An 18,676-nucleotide genomic window follows, 5' to 3' on the forward strand; every position below is an offset into this window, starting at 1 on the left:
TCTTTTTGTGATTCGATGAGTAATTCGACGGCTCGAGTCTTAATTTCAGTTGAGTATTGTTTGGTTTTCATAAGGGTATTGTCTCAGAGTTTTGGGTCTCCGACAATCCCGGGACGGTTCATAGTGCAATTCATGGAGCTACATTGGCAAACTTGGACTTAAATATGCCTATGAGTGATTGGCTAGAAGAATTACTTTATCAGTGTAAAAACTCAACTACATTTGAAGAGTTATCGGCTATAAAATATCGAATTCCAGTGATTTTGTTACTTGCTTGTCGCCACTATCAATACCCTTTACCCTATGATTTTTTTATCAAAAATTGATGATAAAATAGAAATTTTATAACTGGGGGGGTTGAACATTCATAATGCAAATCTTTATATATTCTCAAGGTAGTTCAACACTTACTCAATTGACAGTAAAAAATAATTTCCAGTATGATACCTAATTACTTATAAAATTATGGATTGGAGTGTAACAAGTGGTTTGAATATGATACCTAATTAATTTTTCTAATAAATAAGGAATCAATAAAATCAAATAGTTACGGAATTATTAGTATGATACCTAATTACTCGCCTACAATTAAAAGATCCTTTGCTGACAAAGGATCTTTTCTTTATCTTTAGCTTTGGCGATAACCGTTTGGATTGCCGCTTTGCCAACGCCAAGTGTCGGCACACATCTCATTAATACCCAGTGCTGCCGTCCAACCGAACAGCTCACGCGCCTTGTCACTGCTGGCATAGCAAGCTGCCACATCACCAGGTCTGCGATCAGTGATGACATATGGTACAGTTTGTCCTGTATTTGCCACAAACGCATCCACAAGCTGCAATACCGATGTGCCATTGCCCGTGCCTAGATTGACAGGGCAAAAGCCAACAGTGCTTGATACCTTGACCAAATATTCCAGTGCCGCCACATGACCTTTTGCCAAATCCACCACATGAATATAATCACGCACACCCGTGCCGTCGATGGTGTCATAATCATTACCAAATACGGACAGCTTTTCAAGCTTACCCACCGCTACTTGGCTGATATAGGGCATTAAATTATTGGGAATATCACTTGGATCTTCGCCAATCAAGCCACTTTCGTGCGCACCAATAGGGTTAAAATATCGCAAGGGTACAGCATTGAACTGATCATCCGATTTTGCCAAATCTTCCAAGATATATTCAACAGTCAATTTAGACTGTCCGTACGGATTGGTACAAGAACGTTTAGCAGTTTCGACAATTGGCAATACTTCAGGGTCGCCATAGACAGTGGCTGATGATGAGAAAATAAAGTTTTTCACCCCATATGCTTGCATGACTTCTAGCAAGTTGAGTGTACCTGCGACATTATTTTGGTAATATTTGACGGGCTTGGCAACCGACTCACCCACTGCTTTTAGTCCAGCAAAATGAATCACACCAAAAAAGTCATGCTCAGTAAAGGTTTTGGCAAGCAAATCTTTGTCCAAAATATCACCTTGGATAAATTGGATGCTTTGCCCTACAATCTCTTCAACTCGCGCAATTGCCACAGGGCTTGAATTGGACAGATTATCATACACTACAGGCTCAAAGCCTGCTGCAATCAATTCAATCAAGGTGTGCGAGCCGATATAGCCTGCGCCACCGGTAACTAAAATTTTTTTCATCATATTTCCACTTTGCTATAATTACGCCCAATACCATGATAATCACCTGTGTATTGTGCGACCATTTGATTATTCAAAATATTTTTGGCATCAAAAATCGGTAAGCCAAACTGATTTAATTGCTCAATATTTGGCGGTACCGCCTCTGACCAGTTTAGAATAAACAAAGCATCACGCCCTGCCAAATCATAAGCATCATCACATAGGCCAAACAGCGGCTCACCGTCATAAATTTCCGTCAGCTCAAAGCCTGCATTCGGGGCATAAATGCTCGTCTTGATGCCATATGACCATAACAGCTTTAGAAGTGGATGAATCGCCCCATTGGTGGTACGACCTGTATTGGTGCGATAGCCTGCCCCCCAAATCATCACTGATTTACCATCAATAAAGCCATCAAAATAGCGCCAAAATTTACGGAAAATCAGCTCTTTTTGGTCTTCATTAATCTGACAGACAGTGGATAATAGACGGCTTTGGACTTGATTTTGTTTAAAAAACTGATCAAGTAACTCAACTTCGGTAGGCAGTGTCTGACCACCAAAGCCCCACCCTGCCGACAGATAGTCCTTGCCGATACGCTTATCCAGCCCCATCACCGCCTGCACCGTTGTCATATCCACGCCACTGGCATCCGCTAGGCGCGCGATCTCATTAACAAAGCTTAGGCGTGTGGCAAGCATCGCCATAATCCCTGCACGGGCAAATTCCACCGTCTTAATATTACCAACAAACTGCTGATCCGTGCGAGATAACAGCATGAGTAGCAGCTCATTGGTCGTATGCACGCCTAGGGTCTTCTCACCGATCATCACCATATCAGGCGATGATAATGAACCAAAACCCGTACCATCTTTCATAAAGACAAACGGCACATAGCAGACTTGGCTGGTGGCAAACTCATTTGCCAAAGTTGCCACATCACCGATAGCCACCGAGCCACTTAAGATGACTTGAGCTATCGTGTCAAATAACGATGGCAACTGCTCATCTACGCCTTGCGCATCCAAAAATAGCCACACATAGGCGGCAACACTAGGCGTATCCACCACGGTGATTTGCCCTGTTTGTGCGTACATTTGCCATAGGGCCGACATTTGATGGTCAAACTTGTAGCTTGCCAATGTGTGCGACACTGCACTGTCATCAGCGAGTAACTGCACTGATTTATTTAGACTGGCCAGCCAAATAGCAGTGTTGATGGACTCATTGGTACAGCCAATCAGTAGGATTGAATTGCTCATCACACACCCCCCTGTACGGCTTGAGCCTGTAGAATCTTGGCAAGCAAAGCATTGGTTGAGCCATCAAAGCCATCCGCCTTGCCGTCATTTAGAGCATCAAACACACTGTTTGCCATCACTTTGCCCACTTCCACGCCCCATTGGTCAAAAGGATTAATCCCCCACAACACGCTCATCACATACACTTTATGCTCGTATAAGGCAATCAGTGCGCCCAAAGTAGACGGGCTTAAACTGTCTAATAATAAGGTTGTAGATGGCTGATTACCGCGATAGCGTTTAAACTCATTCAATTCATCTTGAGCGGTTTCGCCCAATGCCCCATTACCAAAAGCAAGCACCTGCGACTGCGCAAAGCAGTTTGCCAAGGATAATTTATGCTGCTCTTCTAAATAGGCATCGTGATGGTGCTGCTGATTGTCATAGCGGCGAATCGGCGTGATAAAATCGCACGACACCCGCTGAGTACCTTGGTGTAGTAGCTGATAAAAAGCGTGCTGAGCGTTTGAACCAATATCGCCCCACAGAATCGGGCAGGTATCATAATCCACCGCCACGCCGTCACGCGCCACCGATTTGCCGTTGGACTCCATCTCAAGCTGGGTCAGATAATTGGGGAAAAATGACAATCGCCCATCATAAGGCAACACCGTATGGGCATTGATCCCCAAAAAGGTAGAATTCCACACACCAATCAAGCCAAGCAGCACAGGCAGATTGTGCTCAAAGTCAGCGGTGGCAAAGTGTGTATCCATCGCATAGGCACCCGCCAGCAGTGCACGAAAGCCAGTCATGCCAATGCGAATGGCGATGGCAAGCCCGATGGCTGACCACATACTAAAGCGACCACCCACCCAGTCCCACAACAAGAGCTGATTGTCCGTATGAATGCCCCACGCACTCATCTTATCGGTGCGAGTCGAGATACCGATAAAATGCCGACGCAGCAGGCTTTGTTCTTTGGCACCGGTGGAGAGTAGCCACGCCTTGGCAGTTTTGGCGTTTGAGAGTGTGTCAATCGTACCAAAAGATTTGGACGAGATGATAAACAGTGTCGTTTGCGGATTGAGTTTTTTTAGCAAGCCATCGAGCTGTGTGCCGTCCATATTGGAGACAAAATGCACTCGAATGTCCGTATCTGCCCATTCCTCCAGTGCCGTCGCCGCCATGAGCGGTCCCAAATCCGAACCACCAACCCCGATATTGACCACATCGGTGATTGCCTTGCCCGAATAGCCACGCCACACACCTGTACGGATACGGCTGACAATCGCTTCGCACTTATCTAGGCTATCATGCACCTGCCCACCGACATCCACGCCATCCACCAGCAAAGACTCACCCTTTGGCAGGCGTAGAGCCGTGTGCAAGGCAGCACGATTTTCGGTGTCATTGACCTTGACACCTGATAATAACTCATTGATTTTATGAGATAAATTTTTGGATTTGGCAAGGGCTATCAATGCCGACAGACGCTCATTATCCAGCGCCTGCTTACTATAATCCATATAAATCCCACAGGCAGCTGCACTAAATTGCTCACTGCGACTACTATCAGCAAATAATTCACCGATATTTGGTGTGGTGGCAGCAAGATTTTGTAGAGCTTGCCAAGCGGTGTTGGTGGTATGGCTCATGAATTATCCTTAATTCGCAGGCTTGACACCCAATTTATCAGCAAAATACACAAAGGCCTGCATATAGCTGGTCATATCGCCAGCATCAAAGCTGTTGCCCACCATCGTCACTACATCCATACCCTGTGTGCCAATCAGTGCATCAATGGCATCAGTCAGCTGAATCTCGCCGCCAACGCTTGGGGCAGTCTTGGCAAGATACTCAAAAATCGCATTATCAAACACATAGCGACCCACCACTGCCAAATTTGACGGTGCGACATCAGCCGATGGTTTTTCGACAAAGCCTTTGACATCAAAGCAGATATTACTGTCTGATTTTTCAATGGTTTGGGTATCAGATAGGCGAGCGATACCATATTTATGAATGTCTGCCGTCGCCACAGGATCGACCAAAATCTGACTGCGGCCTGTCTTGGCAAATTCAACCATCATAAAGGCAAGGTTATGAGCCTGATAATCAGACGCATAAGGGTTTAGTACCACATCGGGTAGTAGCACAGCAAAGGGGTTATCGCCGACCACGGCACGACCTTGTAGAACCGCATGACCCAGCCCCAATGGCTTGCCTTGGCGGATGCTAGTGATGGTGACATCATCAGGCAAGAAGTTTAGGCTGTCAGCAAGTGCATCTTTGCCCTTGCTACGCAGCTGAGTATCCAGCTCGCTGTTGATATCAAAATAGTTCTCAATCGCCATCTTTTGGGCGTGATTGACTAGGACGATATTTTTGATCCCGGCAGCGATAGCCTCTTCGATGACGTACTGAATAGCAGGTTTGTTACCCAATGGCAACAGCTCTTTTGGCGCCGCCTTAGATAGCGGTAGCATACGCGTACCGAAGCCTGCAACGGGGATAATGGCGTGGGTGATTTTAGTCATCTTGCTTCTCTATGGTTAAGTTTTCTAAATTGTAACGAATATCATCAGGATTCACAAGTAGTCTTTCGTCAACTTCAAAAACAGGATTGATGATCTGCTCGCTAATACTTGGCATGGCTGGCTGTCTTTTTTTGGATAAGCACGCAATATGCCACAAATTCCAAGCCTCCCAATAATCAAGTCGCCTCAGCGCTGAAGCCTTGTCATGGACACCAAAATCCCCTGCATTCATCAATGAATCTGCACGATGGCTGGCAACAGTCAATGGTTCTTTAATCGCCATAATGCGATCATCACCATAGTACAGCTTTAGCCGATGCCAAAATTCACTATCCGCCCCTGTGCGTACCAAATGCCATAGCCCAATCTCTTGCTCTACTCGCTCTCGCCGAAACAGTGGCGAAGCTGGATTTTGTCGCAAAAATGGATAATACTGCCTAGCGTAAAACCGCCCACATTCATCAAGGCGTAGCCATTGTGAAGTGGTGGCGATTAGCTCAGGGCGATCAATCAAAGGTAGAACCTGCCTTTCAATCTTTTGGGGATGCGCAAAATCATCCGAGTCTTGACAGGTCAAAAACTCCCCCGTTGCAAAGCCTGCTCCAATACTTTTTGCAACAAATGTGCCGACATTTTTTGGTAAGTAAATACCGGTAATTCTTTTATCTTGCTTGGCAAAGGTATGAATGATTTTAGCCGTATCATCAGTACTGGCATCATCAATGACGATAATCTCTAGTGATTGCCATGTTTGCTTTAGTAAACTTTGCAAGCAAATAGACAGGGTATTTCGAGCATTATATGCTGTTACCAACACACTGACTGTTTGTGCTTGCTTGTATTGATACGGAGTGTTGGCTTGCAAATGACTGACCGTCAATGGCTGTGCGCCAGATACTGACAGGGCTACCAACCGATGCGATATCAGCACTTGATTTAAGGTGCTGATATCAGTACCGCTTTTCAGATTGCTCTCAAGGCAAAATCGATTAACATCTTGTGGTAACTGCAATAGCTGTGATACATTCCAACTCTCCCCAGCTTTTGGCTGAGTAGATAGATAAGATAGATACAGTCCATTATAGTCAGGATCTGATAACCATTTGGGATGCCGCTCAAAATAGTCGGCGAATGCTATAGGATAAAGATAAAAAGTTTCTTTTACGAACTCTCGATGATACTTGGCAAGTTTTTGCTTACCAAGCACCTCAAAAATCACTACATGAGCCTGCCCTTCATTCAATTCTTGTCGCTTTAGTGTTGAAATCAAGTGCACGACTTGCGATTTTGGCGTAGCGAAGACTGATCTTTTTGACAATACCGTTTGGTATAGCCCCAACCGCATCGCCATCCAGAGCTGCTTGGGTGTCACATAGCGAAGTTTAGATGGATAGCGTGCGAGTTTTTGAGCAAAGCTACGGACCCCAAAAAACTTAATAGTCCACTCCTGATAAATCTCGTGTATAAATTTTATGGATAATATCATCAAGTTCATCAGTTATGCGATTAGCAACGATGATTTCTGCTTGCTCTTTGAACACGACCAAGTCATTTTGTATATCAAAACCAGCAAACTGCGACTCAGTCACATTTGGCTCATAGATGATAATTTGCACACCTTTAGCCCGCAGATATTTAATCACATCAAAAATAGCAGAATCACGGAAATTATCCGAACCAGCTTTCATGATTAAACGATAGATACCTACTACTTTTGGCTGCTGTACCAAAATATCATTGGCAATAAATTGCTTACGAGTCTGATTAGACTTCACCACCGCTTCAATGAGATTTTGTGGCACATTTTGATAATTTGCCAATAATTGCTGGGTATCTTTGGGCAGACAATAGCCACCATAGCCAAACGATGGATTATTATAATAATCGCCTACCCTTGGATCTAAACTCACCCCTTTAATAATCTGGGCAGTGTCTAGTCCATGTACTGACGCATAAGTATCAAGTTCATTAAAATACGCCACACGCAGTGCCAAATAAGTATTGGCAAACAGTTTAATCGCTTCTGCTTCTGTGTTATTCGTCAAAAGAATTTCAATATTTTCTTTGACAGCACACTCAGCAAGCATATTGGCAAACTGACGAGCTCGATCGCTGTCTTCGCCCACAATAATGCGAGAAGGGTATAAATTATCATATAACGCCTTACCCTCACGCAAAAACTCTGGTGAAAAAATAATATTATCTACACCAAGCTTTTGTTTAATACCCTCTGTAAAGCCCACAGGAATAGTGGATTTAATAATAATAATCGCTTGTGGGTTGATCGCCAATACATCAGCAATCACCGCTTCCACACTGGATGTGTCAAAAAATTTGGTATTGGCATCATAATTGGTTGGCGTCGCAATAATGACATAATCAGCATCGGTATAAGCCAATTGCTTATCCGTGGTCGCTGTTAGATTAAGCTCTTTACGAGCCAAGAAATTCTCAATTTCCACATCTTCAATCGGTGCTTGACGCTGATTAATCTTAGCTACCTTTTGCTCGTCAATATCTAATGCAATGACTGGATATTTTTGAGCAAGAAGGACAGCGTTAGATAAACCAACATAACCCGTGCCTGCAATGGTAATGTTTGGCATCATTTATCTCCTACAATTTCTTAAAGCCTTAGCACAAATCCAAAACTTGTATTTCGCTTAGCAAATAATATAAAAATATTCTAGAATATATATCATATTCTTTTGTCAGGTGTTTTAGCTCTGGATAATGCGAGGCTCGTTCTCTGATTAAATCATTTGTGAATAAACGAACATCACAAACTTCGCTACCCTGCTCGTTTGTTAGCCTAATAAAATTTTTATCATCATTATTTGGAGAGGGTCTCAATACAGGAAATGATTTAAGGTTTTTATGAGCAAACATATACCCCTTAAAACAATTTATTAAAGGAATATTCTCAAATAATCTATATTCAGGAATTTTTCTACTATCGTAAGGAAACATTGCAAGTTGAGGGTTTTGCAAATAAATCAAATCCACAGATATAGCGTTTTTATTAATATCCCCATCAGAATAAGGCGCTTTCCTAACTAACAAGATATTTATATAATCATATAGGATATCAACCGAGCTGGCATAAATATTATCCAACAAAGAATGTGCCGCATAATGAGATTTACCCCTATTATTAATATAAAACAAATCCAAAAGTGCAACTGGACGCAAATTTTTATGCTTATTTACAAAATCTGATACATACTTAAAATAAGTAAACCGATCCTTTGGTACAGACTCTAACCGAGTATTTCGAATGTTTGATTGATATGGTAAATCAACCCCTCCTGCAATATTTGCACCGTAGTATCCTGTAATTTTACACAATTTAAGAGTATCATGAGGTAAGCCATTCATATAAAAAGTTAGGTTGTTCAACTTCATATAGCTAGATCTAGCTAAAGCACCAATAACTCTTGATGAATTATTCAAGGGTTGTCCAATAAACCTCTCAGGGTTTGCTACCTGTATGTCAAGAGATGAAACAATCTCCTCAAACACCAGTCTATTCTGAGAGGTACCATCACCATAGACGCTGCATTTGATATGATCAAACTTGGCGAATGAGCTGAGAGCAAGTCGACTGTCCGCCCCTCCTGTTAACTGTATATGTATTTCGTCAAACTTATTTGCCACTATTTCAGCTCGATCATCTAATCTTTTTCTATATAATCTTAGCAGGTCATAATAATTTAGATTATCATATTTGGAATATTCGGGTCGATTGATATAAATACTAAAATCTTCCAATACATTTAAAATACTCTGTGAATTTTCTTCACTATTAACATCCTGAAGCTGCAGATAATAAATATTCTTTAGGATGGTCTGTCCACGCATAATGCTTTTATATGCCAATTGATCAAAAATATAATTGGGATTAATATCAAATTTATGAAGTTTTCTCATCATGTCAATATTTGATGAAATAATAAAAAAGCTCTCACACGAAAAATAAAATAAATTAAACTGACATAAAGGATCTAAGGACAAAGTGATTGATTGATCTGATAATCTAACAGCACAAAATATTCCACTGATATCAATATTATTTTTTTCAATGTAATTTATAGCACCTTCAGACAAATTTTCATTCTGAAAATGCTCTTTATCTGTAATACAATAACCAAAAATCCTATTTACAGAGTCCACTTGTTGAATATCAACATTTTCAAAGCTAATATTATCTTTATTAGTAATTAAAAAATCATTATGATTAACAAATAACTTTGGTTGTCTCATAATTCAAAACTCACTTCTATATAATATATTCTACATAAATATCATGAATAACTTCTGCTATATTCGATTTGCTTTCTAAACACATGTTTATATTCAAATCTTCAACCATTTGAATATTAAAACCAGTTCTGATTTGTAAATGTTCAAACTTAGGAATATTCACCCAGATATGCCACCCTAACTCTTCAGAAAAAAGCAAGTTATTATGCAAACCACCGTTAATAGGATTGCTAGAAGTTAATTGAATTAGCAATCTATCTGCAAATAAACCATGATTATTAATATCAATAATGACAGAGACAGATGTATAAATGCTGCTGTTAAAATTTTGATTTCTTAATACACACCGCCAACTATCACTCTCTGTTTTATTGACAGAAATTTGCTGCAATAGATTTTTTTGTATGGTATATCGATTCTTAAATAAATTATCATAAATTATTTCAGAAAAAATTTTAGATGCCTTTTCATTCATATGTAATTTATCATGGAATAGCTCTTGACCCTGCTCAACATACGGCTGCATTAACAAATCCATATCCACTAGAGGGTAGTCATTTTCGTCACAAAACTCTCTGAGCCAATCATTTAACTCCATCAAAGCCTTATTGTCACATAAATTTGGATAAGTACTAAAATACAGCTCCATGCCGAAATTTCTGCTCAAATCATAAATGGATTTTAGCATAGCTCTGAACATGTCTTTATTGGGCTTACCTCTTTCTTCTTCTACATACTCAGACAATAGTAAGTTGGAGTGATTTTTGGTTTTATTCCAATAACCTTCATGGTATCTAAGTGCACCATAGTCATTTGATGATAACACATAAATTAATGTACGAACATTACTATTTACAACCTTATTGATGATAGTGTTAAGAATGTTTAGTGAGGTCGCACCAGAATACCCTGCATTTAATACACGAATTTTATTACCATTTTCTAAAAACAACTTTTCTAGAACAGAATGCCATCGACTCTCACAATCAACAAATTTATTCTCAACAAAGGAATCACCAATGAAGCATACACTATTCACAGGTTTGAAATCTCTACCAGAATATATAAATCCCAGTTCGTCCGTCTGTATTTGATATGCATATCGATGGCTTAGATGGCGCTTGCTCTCGGCATATTTCTCAGAAGGATTGACTATTTGACTTGCCAAGATACCATGTTCTCTCAGTTTAATAGCTCTTTTCATACAAACTTAACCTTATTAATAAATAATACCAATACATTTATGGTGTAATAAATAACTTCGACTTATCATACCCATTTCGATACAAATCTGCTAATAAATCATACTGAAATATAGATTTATTAATAAAGTTATTGATAAATATTAAATCATATATGTTTTTAGATCTGCCAATACTATCAATATTTTTACAATAGTAATAACTCAATACGGCCAATTCAGTTTTTAACAAGTTTGCGTTCAACAATTCATCCTCTGCCAAGAACTTCAACATTGTCATAAATAAAGATGAATATACAGATATAAAATTGTCTGTTTTTTTCAAGTCTCTTGTTTTATAATATTGTACAATGTTAGTAACATCCTCCACAAATATTTCTAAATTCAAGCCTTTTAAAAAATCTTTTAAAACTCCTTGAGCAAAAAGAATGCTTACAGCCCATGTTTGATCCAACTTATCAGTGCCACGGATAATATCAAGTAATTTATTATAACTAACTTGTAAATCGCTTTGTTTTTGATGCTTATTAGCATAAATGATCTGATTTCCGATCTTTCTAATGTCATGATTGGCAATATAACCTTTTAATGAATCTGCATATACATTACCAAGCTGTACATCTTTTAATCTATCGCCCAAATCATCAATTTCCATGGAGTCAATATAGCTAATAATTGCTTGTTTTCTTAATATGTTTCTTTGGCTCGCTTGCTGTATTGCGCTTTTATTTCCAGATGATAATCGAAATACGGATGAGGCATATAATACAGACGATGCACCATCGGTCGCAGGCTTATATTCCAATGGACGCCAAGGAGCCAAAAAGTGCCAGTCATCCCAAATACCTTTTACTCCTAATCTTTTAAATAGCTCAACTTTGGGTTGATTACCATACACTCTTTCTTCATTAAATCTCTCTAATGCATCAAAACGAAATGAGATCTGTGGCTCCTCTTGTGCATCTCCTGATATCGAAGTCTTTGAAGCTTGGACATTTTTCATGATTCGTTGCATAGGAGTTAAAATATACTTAATACTATCATCCTGATGCTCAGCAAATACTTTTTTAATATCCGACATCTGAGTATCGCTCAAGAAGCAATTACCATCCCAAGGCATAACCCACCGATACTTTCTATCCTGTCCATGCTTAATTGCAAAATTGCGTGCACCATTATTATTAATTAAATACCGATTTTTTGACTCTCTTAGTTCGGTATGCATTACTAGTCGCTGCCAACTATCTGTTTCAAAAAACCATGAATCTGTAACAGGTAGGTTTAAAAAATCGTAGCCAATTTTCTGATACACTTGCGGATCATAGATAATTTCTTCATATGCTGCATTATATTTATGAAGAACCTCTATTAATTTATTTTTTAAATCATTATTAGTAATTCTATTTAAAATATACACTTTATCAACATCTTCAAAAGTTGTTTCATCCTCTAAAATTTTATTTATATTTTCAACTGTCTGTTCATAGTTCTGTAACAAAGGATGGTTATTACCAATAATTCTGTATAAAGCTATCTTAGAACGAGCAAATCTTTTTTGCAATGCATCGTAAGCAACCAAATCTTTTACACTGGGAACATTATCAGTAAGAAATTTTAAATACAGATGTATTTTAAAATCAGAAAAACTATCTCTATAATAACTCATAAAGACTTGAGAATCATTAATATATTTTAAAGTTTCATTTACATGTTTACTATATATATCAAACTGAATCTCTTCAGGAAACTTTTCTATAGCATATCTAAACTGTTTTAAAAACTTACTCTTAACCTCAATCATCTTTATTCCTTTTGGAATATTATTCACATTAGTTGGGGTTGGCTTAAGCTTAACTAAAACCTCTTTGACAGCAGAAATTTTATATAGTTCGAAAAATCTTAAATTAATCTCTAGATCTTGATGGCGAATATAAGATTCATCAAAACCGTTTAAATCAGAAATAGCTTTGCGTTTATAAGTTACAGTATTAGTATGCACATAATGATTTAGAAAGTTCAAGGCTAAAAAATCCTCTGTTAAATCACCTTCTTTATATCGACTAAGGTTATTGTTTTTAGAATTCCATCCTAAAAAACCGCAATAAACCGCACCAACATCCTTCCCCTGCTGTTTCAAACAGTCAATCGTCTTGGATAATCGACCAGGCAAATATACATCATCATCATCCAAAAAACTAATAAATTCACCCGTAGATGCTAGAAAACCTGTATTTCTAGCAGCGGAGCCATTTCTATTTACTGTATGTTCAATAAATTTTACTACATAATTTTGACCAACATTTTGATATTTATCTATAATTTTTCTAGTTTCTCCAATAAATTTTGAACCCGTGCCATTATCACTAACTACAATAACTTCAATATCCTTATAGTCCTGACCAACCACTGAAGCAATTGCTTTATCCAAATTTTCTGGTCTGCTAAATGTTGGGATGATAACACTAGCACGTCCTTTTTTAATTGAAGGTAAGCTAAATGCAACCTCTCGTAAATTAGATAAATTACTTTTTCTGATGTCGAATTTAAATTCTAGAAACTTAATAATATCATTTTCTGTTAAAGCAATATCTTCTGATAAAGTAACTACATAATCAGCATCCAATATTTTATTATTATCAGCCAAATCAGCAAATTGATTATACTGACGATCCAACAGCTCAGCATTGTGCACGGGGCGAAGACCATCTGCTGTTTCTATAAAGAGCTTCAGCCCAAAGGGGTATTCATACCCGCCGACCACACTATTTATATATCGCAAACTTTCCTTGGACTTTAACAACACTGCAATAATAGGTTTATTTAATGGAAAGTCAAACTCTTGAATTCTCCATTTAACTCTTGCAGCATGGGCAAATTGATCGCGACTACCCCGTATACTACTGAAAGAAACATCAGGCATAATAATATTAGGATAAGCCACAAAACATTTTCCCAAATACTTCTCATACACCTCTCCTAATGGAGCATGATCAAAAGGTGCTTCAAAAGCAAGTGACGCCTCAATAATTTCTTCAGCAATATCCATATTAATAGCTATAGCAAAAGATCCGCGGGTTGCACAGCCATCAATGTTTCTAGGATAATAATAGCCACACTTGATACTCTCCTCTTCATTAATACCTCTCCAGCCATATTGAGACGCACCAAGTTGCAAAATTTTCCAATCAGATTCAACTTGAGATATAAATTTTTTAAACTTAGCTTCAAAATTTTTATCTAATAAAACATCATCTTCTAAAATAAGAATTCTTTTGTATCCTTTTTGTTTCGCTTCTTTAAGAATTTTGACATAACTAAAGATATAGCCTACCGCTCCTGCGGATTCTATCAATTTGGACTTGCGATTCAATTTTGCAAGCTCTGGAAATCTTTTAAAAGACTGAATGGGTTGTGATTCATACTTCTTCCAAATCTCTAATGGCTCCCCTTGACATCCATTGACAGCTTTAAATAACTCAAACCCAACTCCATGCTCTGATAAGTGCTTTGCCACTTTCAATTTTTTAGCTATGTGATGTTCAAGATTTACAACATAAATATGATCAAAGTACTGGTGAATACTGCTAACGGATACAGGCTCTATATGTTTAATCTTATTAACATGTACATTGGCATTCAAGTTATTTAAATGCTTCTTGCATTCATGCAAATTAAAAGCAACAATACTAGTACCAAAAATCTTTCCTAGCTCCAAATATGCCTCATAAGCCTCTTGAAATTTACCCTGGTTGTACAATTCTTTAGCTTTGATAAAACTAGCCATAGCTACCTACCTATAATTATCTATTTTTTAAACCCAACAATCTCTTTACCCATTTTCACAGGTAAATCCAAAATACTCTTTGGTGATTTCACACCATCCACTAAGGTCTTGCCCAGTTTATAAGAAAGGTGCTTTTTCACCTTTTCTGCTTCTTTGGCATCTTGATATTCCTCAATCGGCGGTAAATCTTTTTGATCACCTTGATGTTTTTGAAATTCTTGATACTCTTTAAATAAAGCCACAGGTAATTTCGCCAAATCCTTGGTGGATTTAGAATGACTGACCATTGTCGCCCCTAGACGGTAGGGCAGATCCTGCTTGACACGCTCTGCCGCTCCATAGTACACAGCGGTGCTTGGTAGATTGGCAGCAGCTGGCTGTGGCTGTTCTGATTTTAATCGCTGATTTTCTAGGTAGTATTTTTCTAGCTCTTCTTGAGTGTGATGCAGCTGGGCGATTAATAGATTGTTTTCTTCTGCTAGCGCCTTTGATGTTTGGGTATTTTGCTCTTTTTGCTTAAGCGACTCAATCTCAGATTCTTTGGCAGCAAGCTCAGCATTTAATGACTGCACTTGCTGCTGCAATTGTGTAATTTTGGTCTGGGTATTTTGCTCTTTTTGCTTAAGCGGCTCAATCTCAGATTTTTTGGCATCAAGCTCAGCATTTAATGACTGCACTTGCTGCTGCAATTGTGTAACTGTAGCTTGATTATCTTGATCTGCTTTTGATTGATAAAGTGCTGTATAAGCTTCAATCACCTGCTCTTTAGAGATTGGTTGATAATTGTCAAATTGACCTGCAAGATCTGCGCGATTTTGCATCGCCAAAAATACATCGTATACAGTTTTTTGTTCAACAAAAACTTTTTGTTTTTGAATTTCAATGAGTTGATGATATAAATCAAGTGCCTGCTCATCCGCTCCCAACTGTGCCTTTGAAGTTGATTCATCAGAGGTGAGATGATTCACTGGTAGTTTTTTTGCAAGCAAAGACTGAAGAAACTGGGCTTTATGCTTCATTGCCTGTTCAGCATTGACCAGCACGCAGCGATTTGAATATTTTGTTGCAAATTGTAGCAATGCCTGATTGTATGCAATCCAGTCCTCCCACTGTGGCTGCAACTCAGCTTCTGTATCATTGTTTAATGCTAATTGAAGCGGTGAATCTGGTTTGTCGTATACCAAAACAAAGAACATTTCTTCATCGAAATCTGCCCAGTAATCAAGCAAGCTGACTGCATTTGTATCCGCCCATCCCCAAAGCGACTGCTCGCTATTTGCCAATAATAAGTCAAACGCTAGTGTATTAAAGGTTTTTTTGGGTTGTCTTTGTGCATAAGGTGATACCGATTGCATAGCATACACAGTCTGCACAGCAGCTTTATTGTATGGCTTTCTATTTTTTCTTCCATGAGCTGCAGTATGTTTGGTCACATCCTGGCTATTTGGCAACACATCGCTGGCCTGCAGTAGCTTGACGCCGACTTCTTCAGCGGATAGCTTGTAGGCTTGAGATGGCATAGCATTTTTTACACCACACTCCTCAAGAAGCTGAGCGATTTTTTGATAACGAGATTGCTCATGCCCAACAACTAAAATTTTATTCATAAGTTACCCATTTAGCAATAATAGTATGAGTCAAGAATTGAATACACCATAAATTATCATTATAGCAAGCTTTGTGTCAAAAGAAATCATATTTTGTGCTATTTGTGTTATAAATAGTGATGAAATTCAATTTGTTCTCTAGCATGACACAATTGGGATAAATATGACTATAATAAGGCTTAAGCACTTTTAAAATTCGTACTAGTTTAAAGGCTTATATTATGCTACAGATGCCACCCGTTATCCCTGAAAATACTAAAGTTGCATTTCCAATAAAGTGGTTCAAAAATCATGACGAGCGAGGATTGATTGCTAAATTAGCACTACAAAGACAATTTATTGGTGAGTGCGTCAGATACTTACACCCAACCTTCTTTCAGGACAGTGAGTATTGCGGTGTTCTCATTGATATCCTTGTTGATTCAAAACAGCTTCATCCAGAGCTAGTCATGCCTGGCGATGTGGATATGCTGATTATTCCCTATGCAAAGCGCACCATTAACTTTTCACAAAGCTTGGCAATTGAGGCAAAAGTCATTAGAGCCAGTTTTGAAAAACAAAATAAATCCCCCAATCAATTTGGCTTCACTCAAGCAGCAGGATTATTAAACATCGGCTTTCCTTATGCAGCTGTCATGCATATCATCGTCTCTGATATTAGCCCAAGTCAAAGTTGGCAAGAAATGCTTGTCGGCACAGTACAATCCGATGAAACAATAAGCGGTCTAACTGAATGCTTTGCCGATCCTTTACCCCTAAAGCTCTTGGACCGTGCGCTTGGCAGATTGGTCCATCACCGCACCGATGAGCACATCGGTGTATTGGCACACTATGTCGCTACACGGCATCATAATGACATGAATGACTTTTGTGATGGCATGTATCAACCAACAGGAAAGGTTTGCACCATCAATCCTAAAACCAACCCACAGCTGATAGCAGGAATGACTGCTTATTATCAGCAGAATTGGCGATGGTTTCTAAATACACCTAGGTATGTTTCAGACACTTTTGTTTATAAAACTGGTACATTTCAACCTGCATAGTCCATCATAGATACGGTATCATCTTACCGCCACCGCTTTTTCTTGCCCATCTCTTGTATTAGACTTAATAGTAGATCGGATAGTTACATCCTTGTGTCGGTTGTTAAAATATGTTCAAATAATGCGTCATTGCATACATACGCCCACGCTTATTACCTGTAATTTCATGCAAGATGCCAGATTTTTCAAATTCTTTTAATAAGGAATTTGCAGTTGAGGCTGAAATATCTAAATGCATTTCAATCGCCTGCGGTGTTTGAATTGGCTGCGCATAAAGTAATTGTAATAAGCGACCCGCTATCTCTGCTCGCCTACCCATTGTCATGACAACAGACTGCATTTCTTGTTGCAAAGACAAGATTTGGCGAAAAGTCTGACATCCCTTCTTTGCAGTTTCTTCCACGCCTTTTAAGAAAAATAAAATCCAATGCATTAAATCGTTACGCAAGCGAACGGCCATCAGGGCATCATAATAACTGGCGCGGTTGCGTTCGAAAAAATCCGAAATATAAAATGAAGGTTTCTCCAATACGCCGTGGCTGATTAAATACAAAGGAATAAGCAAGCGACCTACACGCCCGTTACCATCCAAAAATGGATGAATGGTCTCAAACTGATAGTGGCTAATACCAATTCGAATCAGATGTGGCACAAAAATCTTTTCATTATGCCAAAACATCTCTAAATCACTCATTAACTCACCGACATTCTCATGATAAGGTGGAATGAATGCAGCATCCATTAGACTTGAGCCACCAATCCAGTTTTGGCTACTACGAAATTCTCCTGGTAGTTTTTCTTTACCTCGTGCTCCGCTTATAAGTGTCTGATGCGTTTGCTTTAATAGCCGGTTAGATAATGGTAAAGCAGATAAACTATCAACAGCTTGATTCATAGCCTTAATGTAATTTTGCACCTCTCGCCAGTCATCTCGCTTTTCGGGCTGAATCTGCTCCTCCGGCATCAAAGCCTCATCAAGCTGAGTTTGCGTACCTTCGATTTTGCTAGAGGTTTGAGCCTCTTTAGCGATGTGCATTTGGATAAACAGATCAATATCAGGCACAATCAAAGAAAAAGCATTCAGCTCGCCCAAGGCCTTAGTTGCACGCTCTAACATCGTATTGATCTTTGGCTCTTCCCATATCCACGATGTATTAATCAGCGTTGGCTCAAAACTTTTATATTGATAGCGGTTTTGCCACCTTCCCGCTTTAAAGGTTTCAATTTTTTGTTCTGATTTCATGACAATATCTCAAAAAAATTAGCATTTACTTAAAATAATACAGCCTCTTATTTTCACAAAATGGATTTTCTCAAAATAAGCACTCATGTTATTTTGAGAAAATCCACACAAA

General features: G+C 38.9%; 12 protein-coding genes. 1 reads left to right on the forward strand and 11 read right to left on the reverse strand.

Annotated elements, in window-relative coordinates; genetic code table 11:
* Positions 1-628: 628 nt before the first annotated feature.
* The 10 genes from galE to AZ602_RS06425 all read right to left on the reverse strand — a co-directional run bounded on the left by galE (position 629) and on the right by AZ602_RS06425 (position 16,275).
* The gene (galE, locus tag AZ602_RS06380; RefSeq protein WP_103034220.1) at positions 629-1,657 is read right to left on the reverse strand and encodes a UDP-glucose 4-epimerase GalE; all 1,029 of its coding nucleotides are present in this window, start codon (positions 1,655-1,657) and stop codon (positions 629-631) included.
* Positions 1,657-2,901: a UDP-glucose 6-dehydrogenase gene (locus AZ602_RS06385; RefSeq protein ID WP_103034221.1), complete on the reverse strand. Its 1,245-nt coding sequence runs from the start codon at positions 2,899-2,901 to the stop codon at positions 1,657-1,659. The genes galE and AZ602_RS06385 overlap by 1 nt, the downstream gene beginning before the upstream one ends.
* The gene (gene pgi, locus AZ602_RS06390) at positions 2,901-4,538 is read right to left on the reverse strand and encodes a glucose-6-phosphate isomerase (RefSeq protein WP_103034222.1); all 1,638 of its coding nucleotides are present in this window, start codon (positions 4,536-4,538) and stop codon (positions 2,901-2,903) included. Before pgi ends, AZ602_RS06385 begins: the two co-directional genes overlap by 1 nt.
* A 9-nt stretch (positions 4,539-4,547) precedes the next feature.
* Complete coding sequence (locus AZ602_RS06395) at positions 4,548-5,420, reverse strand: UTP--glucose-1-phosphate uridylyltransferase (RefSeq protein WP_103034223.1); 873 nt, start codon at positions 5,418-5,420, stop codon at positions 4,548-4,550.
* Positions 5,413-6,690, reverse strand: coding sequence for a glycosyltransferase family A protein (locus AZ602_RS06400; RefSeq protein WP_158245120.1), 1,278 nt, complete (start codon positions 6,688-6,690; stop codon positions 5,413-5,415). The genes AZ602_RS06395 and AZ602_RS06400 overlap by 8 nt, the downstream gene beginning before the upstream one ends.
* A gap of 163 nt (positions 6,691-6,853) precedes the next feature.
* Positions 6,854-8,026: a nucleotide sugar dehydrogenase gene (locus AZ602_RS06405; RefSeq protein WP_103034271.1), complete on the reverse strand. Its 1,173-nt coding sequence runs from the start codon at positions 8,024-8,026 to the stop codon at positions 6,854-6,856.
* 28 nt (positions 8,027-8,054) lie between these two features.
* On the reverse strand, positions 8,055-9,683 hold the full coding sequence (locus AZ602_RS06410) for a hypothetical protein (protein ID WP_103034225.1): 1,629 nt from the start codon (positions 9,681-9,683) through the stop codon (positions 8,055-8,057).
* A 16-nt stretch (positions 9,684-9,699) separates the two neighbouring features.
* The gene (locus AZ602_RS06415) at positions 9,700-10,887 is read right to left on the reverse strand and encodes an SGNH/GDSL hydrolase family protein (protein ID WP_103034226.1); all 1,188 of its coding nucleotides are present in this window, start codon (positions 10,885-10,887) and stop codon (positions 9,700-9,702) included.
* A gap of 37 nt (positions 10,888-10,924) precedes the next feature.
* Positions 10,925-14,668, reverse strand: a complete 3,744-nt coding sequence (locus AZ602_RS06420; protein ID WP_103034227.1) for a glycosyltransferase — start codon at positions 14,666-14,668, stop codon at positions 10,925-10,927.
* A gap of 20 nt (positions 14,669-14,688) precedes the next feature.
* Positions 14,689-16,275: a hypothetical protein gene (locus AZ602_RS06425; protein WP_103034228.1), complete on the reverse strand. Its 1,587-nt coding sequence runs from the start codon at positions 16,273-16,275 to the stop codon at positions 14,689-14,691.
* A gap of 221 nt (positions 16,276-16,496) precedes the next feature.
* Here AZ602_RS06425 and AZ602_RS06430 point away from each other — a divergent pair, with 221 nt between their 5' ends.
* On the forward strand, positions 16,497-17,321 hold the full coding sequence (locus AZ602_RS06430) for a hypothetical protein (RefSeq protein WP_103034229.1): 825 nt from the start codon (positions 16,497-16,499) through the stop codon (positions 17,319-17,321).
* A gap of 103 nt (positions 17,322-17,424) precedes the next feature.
* Here AZ602_RS06430 and AZ602_RS06435 read toward each other — a convergent pair whose 3' ends face one another.
* Positions 17,425-18,564 (reverse strand): Fic family protein, encoded by a 1,140-nt coding sequence (locus tag AZ602_RS06435; RefSeq protein WP_103034230.1) that lies wholly within the window; start codon positions 18,562-18,564, stop codon positions 17,425-17,427.
* Positions 18,565-18,676: the final 112 nt, after the last annotated feature.

The organism is Moraxella sp. RCAD0137 (assembly GCF_002894025.1).
GTDB lineage: Bacteria > Pseudomonadota > Gammaproteobacteria > Pseudomonadales > Moraxellaceae > Moraxella > Moraxella porci.